We start from the raw sequence: 16,332 nt of genomic DNA, 5'->3' as shown, positions 1-16,332 counted from the left end.
AGGAGCCGCCATGTCCATCCGGATCGCCCCAGTCCTCCCGCCGGTCGGAGACGACCGTCGGGCCCGCATCCCCCTCGACGCGGGCGGCCCGTTCGAGAAGCTCGTCGGGCGGATCGCGCAGCGGATCTACGGGGAGGTGCTGGATCCGCTGAAGGTCGCCTTCCACCATCGCGGCGTGCTCATGGTCTCGCTGGCCATGGAGGCCGCGGCCTCCCGCTGGCGCTCGCTGCCGCCGACGCTGCAGGCGCTCGCCGTCACCGCGGTCTCCGCCGAGATCGGCTGCTCGTGGTGCATGGACTTCGGGTACTGGGAGCATCGCCACCAGGGCGTGGAGGCGCGCAAGCTCCGCGCGATCGCGCAGTGGCGCACGAGCGAGGTGTATTCGCCCCTCGAGCGGGCGGTCATCGCGTATGCGGTCGAGGCGACCGCGACGCCGCCCACGGTCGACGACGAGACCGTCGCCCGGCTGCGCGAGGAGCTCACCGATGCCCAGGTCGTGGAGCTCGCCGCGCTGGTGTCGCTGGAGAACTACCGCTCCCGCACCAACGCCGGCCTGGGCCTGAGCAGCCAGGGGTTCTCCGACCGCTGCGCCGTCGACGCCCCGTGACGGCGCCGGCCCCTCGCGGACTGGGGCTCCGCGTGGGACGATGCCAGATGCGGGACAGCGCGCCGCACAGCCCGAGCAGATCACGGTCAAAGCAGAGCACAGTCAGAGCAGAGCACGGTCCAGGTGGAGCATGGTCCCCGCTGAGCTCGGACCATGCGCGACGAGGGACGATCCTCGCGGAGCCGACGACGGGGAGGGCCGACTGATGGCGGAGCCGCACCACGGAAGCTCGCGCCATGCGGAGATCTTCGAGGAGCATCGCAGCACGCTCCTGGGCGCGGCGTATCGCGTGCTGGGGACCGTGCAGGACAGCGAGGACGCCGTCCAGGAGACCTGGCTGCGCTGGCAGGACGTCGATCTCGGGATCGTCCGCGATCCGCGTTCTTACCTGCTGCGGGCCGTGACCCGCACGGCGCTGAACATGATCCGTGCGCGCTCCCGGCGGCGCGAGGAGTACATCGGTCCGTGGCTGCCCGAACCCGTCTCCACGGACGTCTCCACGGACGCCCGCCCCGTCGGGGCCGAGAGCCCCGCCGCGCCCGCCGGTCCTGCCGGCGCCTCCGATCCCGCGGCGGTCGCCGAGATCGCCGCCGACGTCTCCCTCGCCCTGCTGGTCGTCCTCGAGTCGCTCTCCCCGCTCGAGCGCGCCGCCTTCGTCCTGCACGAAGCGTTCGACGCCCCGTACGACGAGATCGCCGGCACCCTCGAGCGCTCCGAGCCGGCGGTCCGGCAGCTCGTCTCCCGCGCCCGCGCGCACCTGCGCGGCGCGGAGCCGCGCCACCCCGTGGACGCGCAGGCGCATCGGGCGATCACGGAGTCGTTCCTGCGGGCGGCCGACGGCTCCGCCCCGCTCGAGACCGTCCTGACCCTCCTCTCGCCCGGGGTCACCCTCACCACCGACGGCGGCGGTCGCGCCAAGGCCGCGCGCCGCCCCGTCCGCGGACGCGACGACGTGCTGCGGTTCGTCGCCGGCATCCTCGCCAAGCCCGAGGTCGCGATGCTCGCCTGGCAGGTCCGCGAGATCAACGGCCGCCCCGCCCTGCTGGGGCACGACGGCGTCCGCATCGACTGCGTCGCCTGGTTCGAGGCCGACGACGGGCTGGTCACCCGCATCGACATGATCCGCAACCCCGACAAGCTCACCGCGCTGCGTCTCTGAGCGAGCAGCTCGGGGCGCAGATCGCGGTCAGGCCGCGATGAACCGGCGAGCGAGCAGACGGCTCGCCCCGGGCAGCCCGATCGCTCGGCGGGCGACCTGCTGCAGGCGCAGCTGGCGGGCCGTGGCCGGGATGAAGGCCGCGGCGCTGCGGCGCCCCGCGCGCTGGACCTTCTCCGCGACCGTTCGCCAGCGCCGCTCGTACTCGTCGAGCCCGACCTCGACGTGCGGGCCGGCCGCCCGCAGGCTCCGCGCGAGCACCTCCGCCCCGGCGATCGCGAGGGAGGCCCCCTGGCCGGCGAGCAGCGACGGGGCATGCGCGGCGTCACCGGCGAGGACGATGCGTCCGCGGCTCCAGCGGGGTGCGAGGCTCTGTGCGACGAGATCGTCGTAGAAGGACTCGGGGGCGCGGGCGAGCGCCAGGTCGATCTGGGGGTGCAGACCCGAGAACCCCGAGCGCAGCCGGTCGGGGTCGGGCTCGGGACGCACGGAGATCGCGGGGTCGATGCGCTCTGCGAGCATGACGCCGACGCGCTCGTCGTCGGCCGCATACAGCCATCCGGTGCGCCCCACGGTGTCCGTCATGAGCATGCGATCACCCAGGTCATCGGCCAGATCCGCATCATCGAACAGATAGCTGGCGATCCGATACCCCATGGGCACGATGCCGCCATGACCGGGGGCGACGACCTCCCGGACCGGGGAGCGCACCCCGTCGCAGGCGACCACGAGGTCGGCCCGCAGCTGCTCCCCGCTCTCGAGCTCGACGACGGGACGGCCGACGACGGGACCGCCGACGCCCGTGCGTCGCACGGCGAGGACGCGCGCCCCGCGACGCAGGTCGACCCCACCCGGCAGACGATCGAGGAGGCCGAGCTCGATCTCGGGACGGAGGATCGAGAAGTACCGCCCGCCGGCGGCGGCGATCAGCGGCGCAGCATCGATGGTGCCGCTGGTGGTGCCGTCAGGGAGCCCGTAGCGGACGCCTTCGAAGACGCGGCCCCGCGACCGCAGCTCCTCGATCACGCCCATCCGCTCGGCGGCGAGGAAGCCGGGGCCGAAGAAGTCGATCATGTAGCCGCCGCCGCGCGGACCGGCGGCGGCCTCGAGCACGGTGACGTCGTGGTCGGGTGCGAGCTCATGGGCGAGGGCGAGCCCGCAGACGCCGCCTCCGATGATCACGATGTCCATGCGGTCCTCCTGCGTCGTCGCTGCGTCGGCCCGTCGGCCAGGCAGCCGCGCCGACCCGCCGATCCGTCGGCCCGGCCGCCGCGAGCGGTCGCTCACGGCGCGGTCCGGCCCATACCGGGTCCCGACGATGATGACATCCACGGGACGGCGGCGATGGGCGATCGGGTGGATCAGGCGGGTCGGGCGATGCGGCGGGCGCGGACGATCACGTCATGCAGCGGCACCGGGCGGCCGCCGGGATGGACGGTGCGGGTGCTCTCGTAGGCGGCATCGATCTGCCACGACGGGGTGTCGAGCATCCTCGTGATCGCCTCCGCCGTCACCGAGGCGCTCTCCGGGTGGTCTGGGAGCCCCGCGTCCGGGTGGCCCGCATGATCACCGCGCCCACGGTCATGGGGGTCTCCGTGCTCGTGGTCATGGGAGTCCCCGAGCGAACGGTCATGGGAGTCCCCGTGCGAGCGGTCATGGAGGTGCCCGACGATCAGGAGGGTGCCGCCGGGCGCCACCCAGGAGGCGATGCGCCGGTAGAACGGGAGCTGTCCGATCTCGGAGTGGACGTAGCTGGTGGCCACGAGATCCCAGCTCCGGTCCGGCTCCCATTGCGAGAGGTCCGCCTCGACCCAGTCGATGCGTGCGCCGCCATCGACGGTGGCCGCGCGGGCTCGGGCTGTCGCCAGCGCCGACGACGAGATGTCGGCGGCGGTGACCTCCCAGCCCTGCTCGGCGAGCCAGAGCGCTTCGGCCCCGGTTCCGCAGCCCGCGTCCAGAGCTGTGCCCGGGGACAGGTGCGCGGTCTCGGCCTGCACGTAGGGGTTGGCCGGGAGGCGACGCTCGCCGCCCGATGCGGCCGGATCCCAGTGGTGCTCCCAGAAGCTCCTGTCGAACTCAGGCATCACGCACCCACCTGATCACGGTCGTCGGCGGCGGCACCATCGACGTCGGCATCATCGGCGGCGGCACCTTCGGCGCTGGCACGATCCGCACGGGCGAAGACCATCTCGGTGCTGATCGTCATCGCCACCCGTGCACCGTTCGCCGCGGACTCGCTGACCTGCATGGCGGGATTCACCGCATTGCCCGCCGCCCACACACCGGGGACAGACGTGCGACCCGCGGAGTCGGCGGCCACGGAGTCGCCCATCGCGTGCTCCGAGATCCTCACCCCAAGACCCTCCAGGCCGTCGAGGCGCACCCGGGTCGGGGCGGGGACCGCCAGAGCGTCGAGCTCGACCCGCGCGCCGTCGTCCATGACGACCGCGGTGAGACGATCATCGGTGGTCTCGACGGTGCGCACCGCACCGGTCCTGATCGTGATCCCGAGCGCCCGCAGCTTCTCGAGCTGCTCCGCGGGGACGTCGAGACCGTTCGGGAGGAACGTCATCCGCTCGCTCCACTGATGGAACAGCATCGTCTGCATCGCCGAGATCGGACCGGTCGCGAGCAGACCGATCCGCTGATCGCGGATCTCCCACCCGTGGCAGTACGGGCAGTGCACCGCATCACGGCCCCACCGCTCGGCCAGACCGGGGATCGCGGGCAGCTCATCCCGGACCCCGGTCGCGATCAGCAGCTGACCCGCACGGACGGTGCTGCCGTCCTCGAGCGCGAGGGTGAAGCCCTCCTCTGCGGATCCCGATGCGCTCAGCACGTCCCCCTGGACGATGCGGGCGCCATAGGAGGCGGCCTCCGCGCGTCCCCGCTCCAGGAGCTCGAACGGGTTCACGCCCTCCTGGCCGAGCAGTCCGTGCGCTGCGGCTGCGGGGGCGTTCCGGGGCGCGCCGCCGTCGATCACGACGACGTGGCGGCGCGCTCGCGCCAGGGTCAGCGCCGCGCTGAGCCCCGCCGATCCGCCTCCGATGATCGCGACGTCGTGGATCTGCTCCTGTGTGGTGCTCATGGCATGGTCCTCCTGGTCCTCGGGATGTCGGTACCACGATGACCCGAGACCGCGAGCCTGGCAAGCCTTCTTGCCGAATGGCAAACTGCGGGCATGAGCACCCCCTCCGATCAGACCCTCGACACCGTGGGCCCCCGCCTGAAGCACCTCCGGCTGCGCCGCGACATCACCCTGACCACCCTCGCCGAGGCGACCGGCATCTCCGCGAGCACCCTCTCCCGTCTGGAGGCGGGACTGCGTCGGCCGACCCTGGAGCAGTTGCTCCCCCTGGCCCGCTATTACGGAGTCACCCTCGACTCCCTGGTCGACGCGCCCCGCACGGCGGACCCGCGCATCGATCTGCGCCCCCTGTCAGCCGCCGACGGGTCGGTCATCATCCCGCTCACCCGACGCCCCGGCGGCATCCAGGCGTACAAGTTCGTCCTGCCCACCGGCAGCGACGACGCGGTCCCGGACCTGCGCTCCCACGAGGGCTATGACTGGGCCTACGTGCTCAACGGCACGCTGCGCCTGGTGCTCGGCGATCAGGACCTGCTGCTGCAGGCAGGAGAGGCCGCCGAGTTCGACACCCGCACCCCGCACTGGTTCGGCTCCACGAGCGCGGGCCCGGTCGAGTACCTCAGCCTCGTCGGGCGGCAGGGGCAGCGCGCGCACGTCCGCACGGCCGACAGCGACCGGCGGCCCTAGGCTCTCCGCCCCGCGTCCGGGTCGAGGTCCGGGAGCTCGCCGCCGCCTGACGCCACCTGCGAGTGCTCGAGCACGGCCTCCTCCTCGTCGGGGTCCACCCCCTGGGTGAACTGCGACCAGTACAGGCGGTGGTAGGCGCCCTCGGCGGCGAGCAGCTGCTCGTGGGAGCCCTGCTCGACGATGTCGCCGTGCTCCATCACGAGGATGACGTCGGCGTCGCGGATGGTCGAGAGCCGGTGCGCGATCACGAAGGAGGTGCGGTCGGTGCGCAGCGCCGCCATCGCCTCCTGCACGAGCACCTCGGTGCGGGTGTCGACGCTGGAGGTGGCCTCGTCGAGGATCAGCAGCGCCGGGTCGGCGAGGAAGGCGCGGGCGATGGTGATCAGCTGCCGCTCGCCGGCGGAGACGTTCGCGCCCTCGTCCTCGATGACGGTGTCGTAGCCGCCGGGGAGGGTGTGCACGAAGCGGTCCACGAAGGTGGCCGTCGCGGCGGCGACGACCTCCTCGTCGGTCGCGTCGAGGCGGCCGTAGCGGATGTTCTCGCGGATGGTGCCGCCGAACAGGACCGCGTCCTGCAGCACCATGCCCACCCGGCTGCGCACGGCGCCGCGGTCCAGCGCACGGATGTCCACGCCGTCCAGGCGGATCTGCCCGGAGTCGATCTCGTAGAACCGCATGATGAGGTTGACCAGGGTGGTCTTCCCCGCACCGGTGGGACCCACGATCGCGATCGTCTGCCCGGGCTCCGCCGTCATCGACAGATCGGTGATCAGCGGACTGTCCGGGGAGTAGGAGAAGGCGACATGGTCGAACTCGATCCGCCCGCGGGTGGGGCCGACGAGCTCCGCGCGCGGGATGACCGCGCCGGCCCTGACGGCGACGTCGGCCGCCGCTGCGCCGTCGGCCGCCGCTGGACCGTCGGCCCCGGCGGAGCCGACCGACCCGGCGGTGATCCGCCCGTCGGGCTCCTGCTCCTCGGCATCCAGCAGCTCGAAGATCCGCTCGGCGGAGGCGACCCCGGAGATCAGCATGTTCGCCATCCCTGCCACCTCGCCCAGCGGCGCGTTGAACTCGCGCGAGTACTGGATGAAGGCGGTGACCTGCCCCAGCGACATCTGTCCCGCGGCGATCCGCAGACCGCCCACGACCGCGATGCCGACGTAGCCGAGGTAGGTCACCCACTGCATGATCGGCATGATCATCCCGGAGAAGAACTGGGCCTTGAAGGACGCCTCCCACAGCTCCTCGTTGCGCTCGTCGAACTGCTCGCGCATCGCGTCCTGGCGGTCGAACACGGTCACCAGGTCGTGCCCGGTGAAGGACTCCTCGACGTGACCGTTCAGCCGGCCCGTGCTGCGCCACTGGGCGGTGAACAGCTTCTGCGACCTCGCGCCGATGATGCCGACGACCACCCCGGAGATGGGCAGGGCGACCAGGGCGATCAGGGCCAGCTGCCAGGACAGCCAGAACATCATGACGGTGATGCCGACGATCGTGAGCACCGCGTAGACCAGCGAGGCGAAGGCCTGCTGGAGGGCGGTCTGGACGTTGTCGACATCGTTGGTGGTGCGGGAGAGCAGATCCCCGCGCTGGCGGGTGTCGAAGTAGCTCAGCGGGAGGCGGTTGACCTTCGCCTCGATCCTCTCGCGCAGGTGGTAGACGATGTCCATCACCACGTCGTTCAGCAGCCGTCCCTGCAGCCAGTCGAACACCGCCGCGCACACGTACATGCCCAGCACGATCAGCAGCAGGCGTCCCAGCGCACCGAAGGCGACGCCGTCGCCCGTGAGGAAGCCGTCGAAGATGACGTCCATGGCGTCACCGAGGATCGACGGCGCCCACACCGTCAGCACGGTCGAGACCAGGCCGAACAGCAGCACGACGGCGAGGCCGAGCTTGTGGTCGCGGAAGGTTCCGGCCAGGCGCAGCGCCGAGGGCCAGAACGCCTTCGCCCGACGGGGCGCCGACTCGCCCCATTCGCTGCCCATCGAGTCCTGCATCTCGAGGATCTCCGCCTCGGTGAGGTCCGCGGTGGGATCCTCGGCCTTCGCAGTCTTCACGGCCTTCGTGTCCTTCGGGGCCTTCGCGGAGCCCCGTCCCGTCCTCGCGCTCATGCCGGCTCCCCCACGGTGATCTGGGAGTCGACGATCTCCCGGTAGGTCGGGGAGCTGTCCAGCAGCTCCTCATGGGTTCCGCGGCCGACGATCCGGCCGGCCTCCAGCACGAGGATCTGGTCGGCCGAGGTGATGGTGGAGATCCGCTGGGCGACGATGATGGTGGTCGCCCCGCGCGTGTGCTGGGCGAGACCCTCGCGGACCCGCGCGTCGGTGGTCACGTCCAGCGCCGAGAACGAGTCGTCGAAGACGTACACGCGCGGCTGCGCCACCAGGGTGCGGGCGATGCACAGGCGCTGGCGCTGGCCGCCCGAGACGTCGGTCCCGCCCTGCGAGACCGAGGACTCGAGACCGTGCGCGGCGCCCTCCCCCTCACCGGTGGTCCGATCCTCCACGAACTCGGTGGCCTGGGCGATGTCGAGCGCGCTCCGCAGCCGGTCGTCGTCGGCCGTCGGGTCGCCGAAGCGCAGGTTGTGCGCGATGGTGCCGGAGAACAGGTACGGCTTCTGGGGCACCAGGCCGACGGTCCTCGAGATGGTGGAGCGGGCGAGGTCGGTGACCGGGACGCCGTCCAGCAGGACCTGGCCGCCGGTCGCGTCGTGGAGGCGCGGGATGAGGCTGACCAGGGTGGTCTTCCCCGCGCCCGTCGATCCGATGATGGCGGTGGTCCTCCCGGCCTCGGCCGTGAAGGAGACGCCGTCCAGCACGGGCGACTCGGCCCCCGGATAGGCGAAGCTGACATCGCGGAACTCGACGGAGGCGCCGCCGTGCTCGCCCGCGAGGTCGGTCGGCCGCTCGGGCTCGGCGAGGGTCGGGGCCGTCTCGAGCACCTCGCCGATGCGTCGGCCGCTGATGATCGCGCGCGGGAACATCATGACCATGAAGGTGCCCATCATGACGGCCATCAGGATCTGCAGCAGGTACTGCATGAACGCCGTCAGCGCGCCCACCTGCACCAGCCCCCCGTCCACACGATGGCCTCCGAACCAGAGCACGGCGGCGGTGGCCAGATGGAGCACGATCGTGATCGCCGGCCCCATGATCACGAACAGCCGACCGATCCGCACCGAGATGTCGGTGAGGGTCGCGTTGGCGGACTCGAAGCGCGCGGCCTCGTGCTCCTCGCGCACGAAGGCCCGCACCACGCGGATGCCCATGATCTGCTCGCGCATCACCCCGTTGATCGCATCGATGCCGTCCTGCATCCGCTGGAACAGCGGCATCAGCTGCGTCACCAGCAGGCCGACGATCAGCATCAGCACCGGCACGGCCACCCACACCAGCCAGGACAGCCCCGGATCCTCCTGGACCGCCATGATGATCCCGCCGATGGACATGATCGGCACCATGACCATGAAGTTCAGCGACATCAGCACGAGCATCTGCACCTGCTGGACGTCATTGGTCGCACGGGTGATGAGGGTGGGCGCGCCGTAGCGGCCCATCTCCTCGGTCGAGAAGCGGTCCACGCGCCTATAGACCGAGCGGCGGATGTCGCGGCCCATCCCCATCGCGGCGCGGGCACCGCACCAGACCGAGGCGATCGCGGTGATCACCTGGACGATCGCGACCAGCAGCATGAGACCGCCGACGCGCCAGATGTGGTCCGTGTCACCCGTGGCCACGCCGTTGTCGATGATGTCGGCGTTGAGGCTGGGCAGGTAGAGGGTCGCCAGGATGGTGGCGAGCTGGAGGACGATCACGGCGGCCACATGCGGCAGGTACGGCCGCAGGTGGCGCCGGAGGAGGGTCCAGAGCATGGAGAGGAGCCTTAGCGGTGGGGGTCGGCGCGATCGAGGGGATCGACGGGATCGCTGCGAGCGCCGGAGGAGGATGGCCGTCCGCCATCCTGCCCTACTCAGCCCTGATCCGGCACCGGGTTTTCCCCCGCTCTCACAGCCCCTTGAGCATCGCCGGGCCGTAGGACGCGCCGCGCACGGCGGTCGAGCTGCTGTCGACGGCGATACTGGGCGCATGACCCGACCGAGCCCGGACTTCCCGCTGCGGGGCGAGCGGGTGCTGCTGCGCCCCTTCGACGCGTCGGACGTCGCCGCCATCCATGGCGTCTACGGGGACCCCGAGGTGATGCGCTTCGTCGGCGACGGCCACCCGGCGACGACCGATCGCACCGCCGCGATGATCGCCGGCTATCGGCAGCATCAGGCCGAGCACGGCTTCGCCTTCTGGGCGGTGCTCGATGCCGCCGACGGCACGGTCATCGGCGACGCCGGTCTCGAGATCACCTCGCACGGCGTCGAGCTCGGGTACACGCTCGGCCGAGCCCACTGGGGTCGAGGGCTCGCGACCGAGGCCGCAGGGCTCTGCGTGGAGGCGGCCTTCGGCCCGCTGGACCTGCCGCGTCTGGTCGCGCTCGTCGACCGGCGGAATCCCGCATCGGTCCACGTGCTCGAGAAGCTCGGCTTCCGCCCCGACGGAGAGGTCATCGCCTTCGGTCGGCCCCACCGTCGTCTCGCGCTCGGCCGTCCCGTCAGGGTCTGAGCTCCGCGAGTCCTCCGCCCAGGATCATCAGCAGACCGGCGGCTCACCCGGCGGGCGTCGCGACGACGCCGTGCGTCCACCGGCCGCCCGGCCCGCCGCCGTCGCCGCCGCCGTTGCTGACCAGCCGGTACTCGATCCTGACGTGACGACGGTCCTCGCGGGCCTGCATGATCTCGACCTCCGTCGGACGCAGCGCATACACGCGCCAGTCCGGGTTCGGGTGCCCGTCGTAGGTGGGCCTCCCCTCCCAGTCCTGCTGCGAGGTCCCCTCGTCAAGGGCGACGACCCGTCCGGTGATCCGCACCTGGCGCCCGCTCTCGCGCCAGAAGAAGAGCATCGAGGCGCGCGGATCCGCGGCGAGCTGCCTCCCCTTGCGGGAGCTCGCATGGGTGGAGAAGCAGTACCCGTCCTCGGTGATGTCCTTGAGGATCAGGGTGCGGCCGACGGGCGATCCGTCCTCGGCGATGGTCATCAGCGTCATCGCATGCGGCTGCCGGGCTCCGCTCGCGATCGCGTCCTCGAGCCAGCTGTCCACGAGCTCCCGCGGATCCTCGGGCACGGCCGACGGATCGAGCCGGGGCATGTCGGGCGGGAAGCCGGGCAGGGTGCGGAGCCTGTCGCGGAGGGAATCGCTCATGCCTCCATCCTCCGTCACTCCGCGAGGTGGATGTGGTTGCCGGGCCCGAGCGGGAGGTCGGCGAAGAAGAAGACGGCGAGGATGAGCGTCCACACCAGCCAGAACGGGACGACGAACGGCAGCATCCGGGCGAACAGGGTGCCCAGGCCCGCCTCCGGCTCGTACTTCCGCAGCATGCCCAGCAGCACCACCATGTACGGGTTCATCGGGGTGACGACCTGGGTGGCCGAGTCGCCGACCCGGAAGGCGGCCTGGGTGAACGCCGGCTCGTAGCCGAGGATCGCGAACATCGGCACGAACACCGCCGCCATGATCGTCCACATGCCCGAGCCCGAGATGATGAACAGGTTCAGGAAGCTCGCCAGCAGGATGAAGCCGACGACCGCCGCGAAGCCCGTCAGCCCGATGGCCTCGAGCCCCTCGGCACCGGTCACGGCGATCCAGGAGCCGATCCCCGACCAGTTGAACAGGGCGATGAAGTTGCCCAGGATGAACGCGAGGATGAGGAACGGGAGCATCTCCTTGACCGCCTCGGTCATCATCGCGACGGCATCCCGGGTCGAGCGCAGCGTCCCCACGACCGCGCCGTAGACCGCACCGAGCACCACGAAGTATGCGAACACGAGGAAGACGATCGAGCTGAGCAGCGGGGACGTCGGCAGGAACCCGCCGTCCTCGTTGCGCCACGGAGAGCTCGGGACCAGGGCCGCGACCAGCACGATCGCGGTGAGCGCCACCCCCGCGAGCACCGCCGCGAGCAGCCCGCGGTTCTCCGCGGGGGTGAGCTTGGCGCGCATGACCTCGGCCGACTCCACCGACCCGGATCCCGAGCCCTCTCCGGACGCGGAGCCGCCGGCCGCGTCGGCGTCGACGAGCTCGTCGCGCGGGACGCCCTGGCGCACGAGCCGCGGCTCGATGATCCGGTCGATGATGAACCCGGCGATCACGCCCAGCACGATCGACGAGGCGATGTTGAACCACCAGTTCGACACCGGGTTCACCTCGGTCGCGCCGAGCCCCGAGACCGTCTCCATCACCGAGTTGGTGATGCCCGCGAAGAGAGCGTCGAGGCTGGTGGGGACGATGTTCGTGGAGTAGCCGGCACCGGCCGCGGCGAAGCCGCCCAGCAGGCCCGCGACCGGATGCCTGCCGGCGGCCTTGAACACGAGCGCCGCGAGCGGCGGGATCACGACGAACGCCGAGTCGGCCATGATCGAGGCGATCACGCCCACGAACCCCACGACGTACGGCAGCAGCCAGGCCGGCGAGGAGCCGAACAGCTTGCGGATGCCGGCCGCGAGCAGCCCCGAATGCTGGGCGATGCCGATGCCCAGCAGGATCGGCATCACCGTCACCAGCGGCGGGAACCCCATGTAGTTCTCGCCGAGGCTGGTGGTCAGCCAGGCCAGGCCCTCACCGGTGAACAGGCCCTTGATGACGGTGGGCTCGTCGGAGCCGGGAACCTCGACGCTGACCCCCGCCCACTCCATCGCCGTGGACACGATCCCGGTGATCAGGAAAAGGATCATGAACAGCATGAACGGCTCGGGCAGCCGGTTGCCCAGCCGCTCGACGCCCGTGAGGAAGCGATCGGTCAGGCCACCGCCGCCGGGCGGGGCCGAGGGCGCGGGCCCGGAGGACGCGGAGGGGGAGGATGCGGGGCTCATGGGGACTCCTCGGGATGCGGACGGACGGTCGAGGCGGTCGGGCGGGACGAGAGGTCGAGAGGCCGGGGCCGAGGGCGGTCGAGAGGTCAGTCGAAGTAGGAGGGCACGTCGATCGCACCGCCGGCGTCGGCGAACTCGGAGGCGACGGCGTCGGCGAGGTCCCGGTCGTGGAGCACGTCGAGGACGGTCGCGGCGAGCCCGAAGGCGCCGTCCGCCGCCGCGGACCGCGCCGCGGGCGAGACCGCGGCCTCGGCGAACTCCCGCGTGTGCAGGGCGATCTCCGCCGGGGCGATCCGGATCAGGGGGTGCATGCCGGGCAGGCGGTAGCTGACGTTGCCGAAGTCGGTCGAGGCAGCGAGCGTGGTCGAGACGACGCCGAGCGGCAGCGGGTCCCGCCCGCGGCGGCGCTGCGCCTCGACCCAGCGTCCCGTGAGGGCCTCGTTGGTGCGCACCGGCAGGGACGGCGGATGCTCGTCCCATCGCACGTCCGCGCTGCAGCCGGTCATCAGCGCCGCCCCGCGGGCCACGTCCTCGACCCGGCGGGAGAGGTCGCGCAGGGTCTCGGGCCGCTGCGAGCGCACATACAGGTCCAGCCGTGCCACCTCGGGGATGACGCTCGCCCGCTCACCGCCCTCACGGATCACCGCATGGATCCGGTCCGACGGCGGGGTCTGCTGCCTCATCAGGCCGATCCCCTGGTACATCAGGCTCGCCGCGTCCAGCGCGTTGCGGCCCATGAACGGCTGGGCGGAGGCATGGGCGGTGTGCCCGTGGAACTCGACGGTGAGGGTCCGACGCCCCAGCCACACCTGATCGGCCAGGTCGTAGCCGGGATACGGATGCGCCATGACGGCCGCGTCGATCCCCTCGAAGGCGCCCTCGCGGGCCATGTGCTCCTTCCCGGTGTGGCCCTCCTCGGCGGGCGTGCCGAGGTAGACGACCCGCCCGGGCACGGCCGAGGGGTCCTCCCGGGCGAGCTCGGCGAGCGCCAGGAACGCGCCCAGCCCCATCACGGCGATGACGTTGTGCCCGCACCCGTGGCCGACCCCCGGGAGCGCGTCGTACTCGGAGAGGATCGCGAGCGTCGGCCCGTCGGCTCCGGCCGACGGACCTCCTGGATCGGCCGACGGACCTGCAGGCCCAGCCGACGGCGCCGCGCCCCGGATCTCGGCGCGGATCGCCGTGTCCAGCCCGTGCGCGCCCAGCTGGGCCTCGACGCCGTGCGCGGCGAGCAGGTCGACGATCGCGCGGGCGCTGCGATGCTCCTCGAAGGCGGGCTCGGGATGGGCGGCGAGATCGAGCATCAGCTCCACCATCTCGGGCGCCCCACGGTCCACGAGCGCCTCGAGGCGCGTCCGCAGCTCCTCGTCCGCTCCGGTGAAGGACGCTCCGGGATGGGTGGCGTCGCGCATCGCCGCCTCCCGCTCCTGGTCGAGCTGATCGAGATAGGCGGTGGACGGCGGGACGATGCGGGGCGGCTCGTCCGAGGCCGGCCCGGAGGGTGAGGTGGGGGAAGCAGCCATGCTCGGGAGGCTATCCGCGTTCGTCGCCGTCGGCGCGGAGTTCGCCCGGTCTCCGTGTCCGACCGGATGCGCACCGTCCAGAATGCGGACGTGATCCGACAGGCAAGCCGACGCATCGCAGCCCGGGCCGGAGCGGAACACCCCTGCTCTGTGAACGGATATGACGTCGATGTGCCGTCGATGAACGGCTGATGGAGCGCCCGGTCCGACCTCGCGGTCCCCCGCACACCTCCGACCAGGCACTACGATCGCTGTCCACGGCCCCACCCGGGCCGACGCCCCTGGCGCGCGCCGATCCACCCGTCGGCAGAGCCGCCCGAGGCACCACGGCACCGCCGTCCGACCGGCACCACCCCGCTCCGGTCGTCGCGTCGGACCACCTCGACGTCCGGTCCCCACCGGACCTCTCCCCGTCGGCCCGGTGCCCCTCAGCCCGGCTGTCCCCGACCCCAAGACGTCCCCACCACGCTGCTCCCGGAGGCGAACAGTGAGCGCATCCACCCCATCCCCCGCCGGCACCGGCTCCTCGACCGGCGCCCGCGCCGACCGCGGCGCCTTCTCCGGCCGCACGGCCTTCATCTTCGCGGCGATCGGCTCCGCCGTCGGCCTCGGCAACATCTGGCGCTTCCCCGCGGTCGCCTACGAGAACGGCGGCGGCGCGTTCATCCTGCCGTACCTCGTGGCGCTGCTGACCGCGGGCATCCCCCTGCTGTTCCTCGACTATGCGATCGGGCATCGCTGGCGCGGATCCGCTCCCGCCGCATGGCGGCGCTTCCGCCGCTGGACCGAGTTCATCGGCTGGTGGCAGGTGCTGATCTGCGTGGTCATCGCGATCTACTACGCGCTGATCCTCGCGTGGGCGCTGAACTACATGGGCTTCTCCTTGGACAAGCGCTGGGGCGACGACCCCGACGGCTTCTTCGGACAGTTCACCCAGGCGCTCGGCGGCCAGGACGTGCGCATCTCCTTCGACATCGTCCCCGCGGTCCTGATCTCGATGATCATCGTGTGGGTCGCGACGATCGTCGTGATGGCGCTCGGCGTGCAGAAGGGCATCGCCGCGAGCGCCGTCGTCTTCATCCCCCTGCTCGTGGTCATGTTCGTGATCCTGGTGGTGCGGGCCCTGTTCCTGCCCGGTGCGCTCGACGGCCTCGATGCCCTGTTCCGTCCCCACTGGGAGGCGCTGCTGCATCCGGGCGTGTGGGTCGCCGCCTACGGCCAGATCTTCTTCTCGCTGTCCGTGGCCTTCGGCATCATGCTCACCTACTCCTCGTACCTCAAGAAGAGGACCGACCTGACCGGCTCCGGTCTCGTGGTCGGCTTCGCGAACTCGGGCTTCGAGATCCTCTGCGGCATCGGCGTGTTCTCCGCGCTCGGCTTCATGGCGCAGGCGCAGGGCGTGGAGGTCTCCGAGGTCGTCTCCTCCGGCATCGGTCTGGCGTTCATCGCCTTCCCGGCGATCATCTCCGAAGCGCCCGCCGGCGCCCTCATCGGCGTGCTGTTCTTCGGCTCGCTCGTGCTGGCCGGCTTCACCTCGCTGATCTCCATCGTCGAGGTGGTCATCGCCGCGATCCAGGACAAGTTCGGCCTCGGCCGGCTGTCCTCCACCCTGTGGGTGTGCGTGCCCCTCGCCGTCGTGTCGACCGCGCTGTTCTCCACGACGATGGGACTGCCGCTGCTGGACGTGCTGGACAAGTGGGCCAACGAGTACGGCATCGTCGCGGCGGCGCTGGTCTCCACGATCGTCGTGTCGTACGTGGTGCGGGGCCTGCCGACCCTGCGCGACCACCTCAACCATCGCGGCACCTTCCCGATCGGCCGCTGGTGGCTCACGTGCGTGGCGATCATCGCGCCGCTCGTGCTGGGCGTCTCCCTGATCTCCTCGACCATCGACCTGATCACCTCGCCCACCACCTACTCGGACTACCCCGCCTGGTTCGTGACGGTGTTCGGCTGGCTGATGGCCCTGGGCCTGCTGGTGGTGGGCATCCTGCTCTCGCTCATCCCCTGGCCCGCCGGCTCCAACCTCCACAAGGCCGACTCCGACGGCGATCCCATCGCCCCCGAGGTCGTGTCCGGCCAAGGCCTCGACACCAGCGTCGACGCCCCCACCCCGCACGAGCTGCGCTCCCCCGCGGCGCGCTGACCCGGCTTCACCATCCCGAGGAGGACCCCATGTCCGCATCCGCCATCGTCATGATGATCATCGCCATCGTCACCGTGTGGGGCGGCCTCGCCGCCGCCATCGTCAACATCGTCCGCCACCCGGAGGCCTCCGACGAGTGAGCTGAGCCGGCCGGGCTCCTGGGCCAGGGCTGCCTGGCTGCCTGGCCTGCCTGCCTGGCCTGCCTGCC

At 71.5% G+C, this 16,332-nt stretch carries 14 protein-coding genes; 6 read left to right on the top strand and 8 right to left on the bottom strand.

Annotated features, from left to right (window positions below):
* Positions 1–10 precede the first annotated feature (10 nt).
* Together ACZ5AJ_RS15965 and sigJ are read left to right on the top strand one after the other, a co-directional pair.
* The gene (locus ACZ5AJ_RS15965) at positions 11–607 is read left to right on the top strand and encodes a carboxymuconolactone decarboxylase family protein (protein ID WP_464136030.1); all 597 of its coding nucleotides are present in this window, start codon (positions 11–13) and stop codon (positions 605–607) included.
* 205 nt (positions 608–812) lie between these two features.
* Positions 813–1,766, top strand: coding sequence for an RNA polymerase sigma factor SigJ (sigJ, locus tag ACZ5AJ_RS15960; RefSeq protein WP_464136029.1), 954 nt, complete (start codon positions 813–815; stop codon positions 1,764–1,766).
* Between the two features lie 27 nt (positions 1,767–1,793).
* Here the strand turns inward: sigJ and ACZ5AJ_RS15955 are convergent, their stop codons facing one another.
* The 3 genes from ACZ5AJ_RS15955 to ACZ5AJ_RS15945 form a co-directional block, all read right to left on the bottom strand.
* Positions 1,794–2,954, bottom strand: coding sequence for an FAD-dependent monooxygenase (locus ACZ5AJ_RS15955; RefSeq protein WP_464136028.1), 1,161 nt, complete (start codon positions 2,952–2,954; stop codon positions 1,794–1,796).
* A gap of 170 nt (positions 2,955–3,124) precedes the next feature.
* Positions 3,125–3,847, bottom strand: a complete 723-nt coding sequence (locus ACZ5AJ_RS15950; protein WP_464136027.1) for a class I SAM-dependent methyltransferase — start codon at positions 3,845–3,847, stop codon at positions 3,125–3,127.
* Complete coding sequence (locus tag ACZ5AJ_RS15945; RefSeq protein ID WP_464136026.1) at positions 3,847–4,851, bottom strand: NAD(P)/FAD-dependent oxidoreductase; 1,005 nt, start codon at positions 4,849–4,851, stop codon at positions 3,847–3,849. Before ACZ5AJ_RS15945 ends, ACZ5AJ_RS15950 begins: the two co-directional genes overlap by 1 nt.
* Before the next feature lie 93 nt (positions 4,852–4,944).
* On the opposite strand from ACZ5AJ_RS15945, the gene ACZ5AJ_RS15940 reads away from it, so the two are divergent.
* On the top strand, positions 4,945–5,538 hold the full coding sequence (locus ACZ5AJ_RS15940) for a helix-turn-helix domain-containing protein (protein ID WP_464136025.1): 594 nt from the start codon (positions 4,945–4,947) through the stop codon (positions 5,536–5,538).
* Here the strand turns inward: ACZ5AJ_RS15940 and ACZ5AJ_RS15935 are convergent.
* Entirely contained in the window at positions 5,535–7,538 is a 2,004-nt protein-coding gene (locus tag ACZ5AJ_RS15935; RefSeq protein ID WP_464138788.1) for an ABC transporter ATP-binding protein, read from the bottom strand. The genes ACZ5AJ_RS15940 and ACZ5AJ_RS15935 overlap by 4 nt on opposite strands.
* Before the next feature lie 110 nt (positions 7,539–7,648).
* Positions 7,649–9,412 carry an ABC transporter ATP-binding protein gene (locus ACZ5AJ_RS15930; protein ID WP_464136024.1) on the bottom strand — a complete coding sequence of 588 codons (1,764 nt, stop codon included), beginning with the start codon at positions 9,410–9,412 and terminating at the stop codon, positions 7,649–7,651.
* 214 nt (positions 9,413–9,626) lie between these two features.
* On the opposite strand from ACZ5AJ_RS15930, the gene ACZ5AJ_RS15925 reads away from it, so the two are divergent.
* On the top strand, positions 9,627–10,151 hold the full coding sequence (locus tag ACZ5AJ_RS15925) for a GNAT family N-acetyltransferase (protein WP_464136023.1): 525 nt from the start codon (positions 9,627–9,629) through the stop codon (positions 10,149–10,151).
* A gap of 43 nt (positions 10,152–10,194) precedes the next feature.
* Here ACZ5AJ_RS15925 and ACZ5AJ_RS15920 read toward each other — a convergent pair whose 3' ends face one another.
* The 3 genes from ACZ5AJ_RS15920 to ACZ5AJ_RS15910 form a co-directional block, all read right to left on the bottom strand.
* The gene (locus tag ACZ5AJ_RS15920) at positions 10,195–10,788 is read right to left on the bottom strand and encodes a pyridoxine/pyridoxamine 5'-phosphate oxidase (RefSeq protein ID WP_464136022.1); all 594 of its coding nucleotides are present in this window, start codon (positions 10,786–10,788) and stop codon (positions 10,195–10,197) included.
* A gap of 14 nt (positions 10,789–10,802) precedes the next feature.
* The gene (locus ACZ5AJ_RS15915) at positions 10,803–12,455 is read right to left on the bottom strand and encodes an AbgT family transporter (RefSeq protein ID WP_464136021.1); all 1,653 of its coding nucleotides are present in this window, start codon (positions 12,453–12,455) and stop codon (positions 10,803–10,805) included.
* Between the two features lie 86 nt (positions 12,456–12,541).
* Complete coding sequence (locus tag ACZ5AJ_RS15910) at positions 12,542–13,978, bottom strand: M20 family metallopeptidase (protein WP_464136020.1); 1,437 nt, start codon at positions 13,976–13,978, stop codon at positions 12,542–12,544.
* A gap of 487 nt (positions 13,979–14,465) precedes the next feature.
* Between ACZ5AJ_RS15910 and ACZ5AJ_RS15905 the strand changes: the two genes are divergently transcribed.
* Both ACZ5AJ_RS15905 and ACZ5AJ_RS15900 read left to right on the top strand, forming a co-directional pair.
* Positions 14,466–16,124 carry a sodium-dependent transporter gene (locus ACZ5AJ_RS15905; RefSeq protein WP_464136019.1) on the top strand — a complete coding sequence of 553 codons (1,659 nt, stop codon included), beginning with the start codon at positions 14,466–14,468 and terminating at the stop codon, positions 16,122–16,124.
* A 29-nt stretch (positions 16,125–16,153) separates the two neighbouring features.
* Positions 16,154–16,264: a methionine/alanine import family NSS transporter small subunit gene (locus ACZ5AJ_RS15900; RefSeq protein ID WP_464136018.1), complete on the top strand. Its 111-nt coding sequence runs from the start codon at positions 16,154–16,156 to the stop codon at positions 16,262–16,264.
* Positions 16,265–16,332 lie beyond the last annotated feature (68 nt).

It is taken from the genome of Brachybacterium zhongshanense (genome assembly GCF_055385755.1).
Note: the sequence above shows the minus strand (reverse complement) of the source record. Positions and strands in the feature narration are given on the sequence as shown.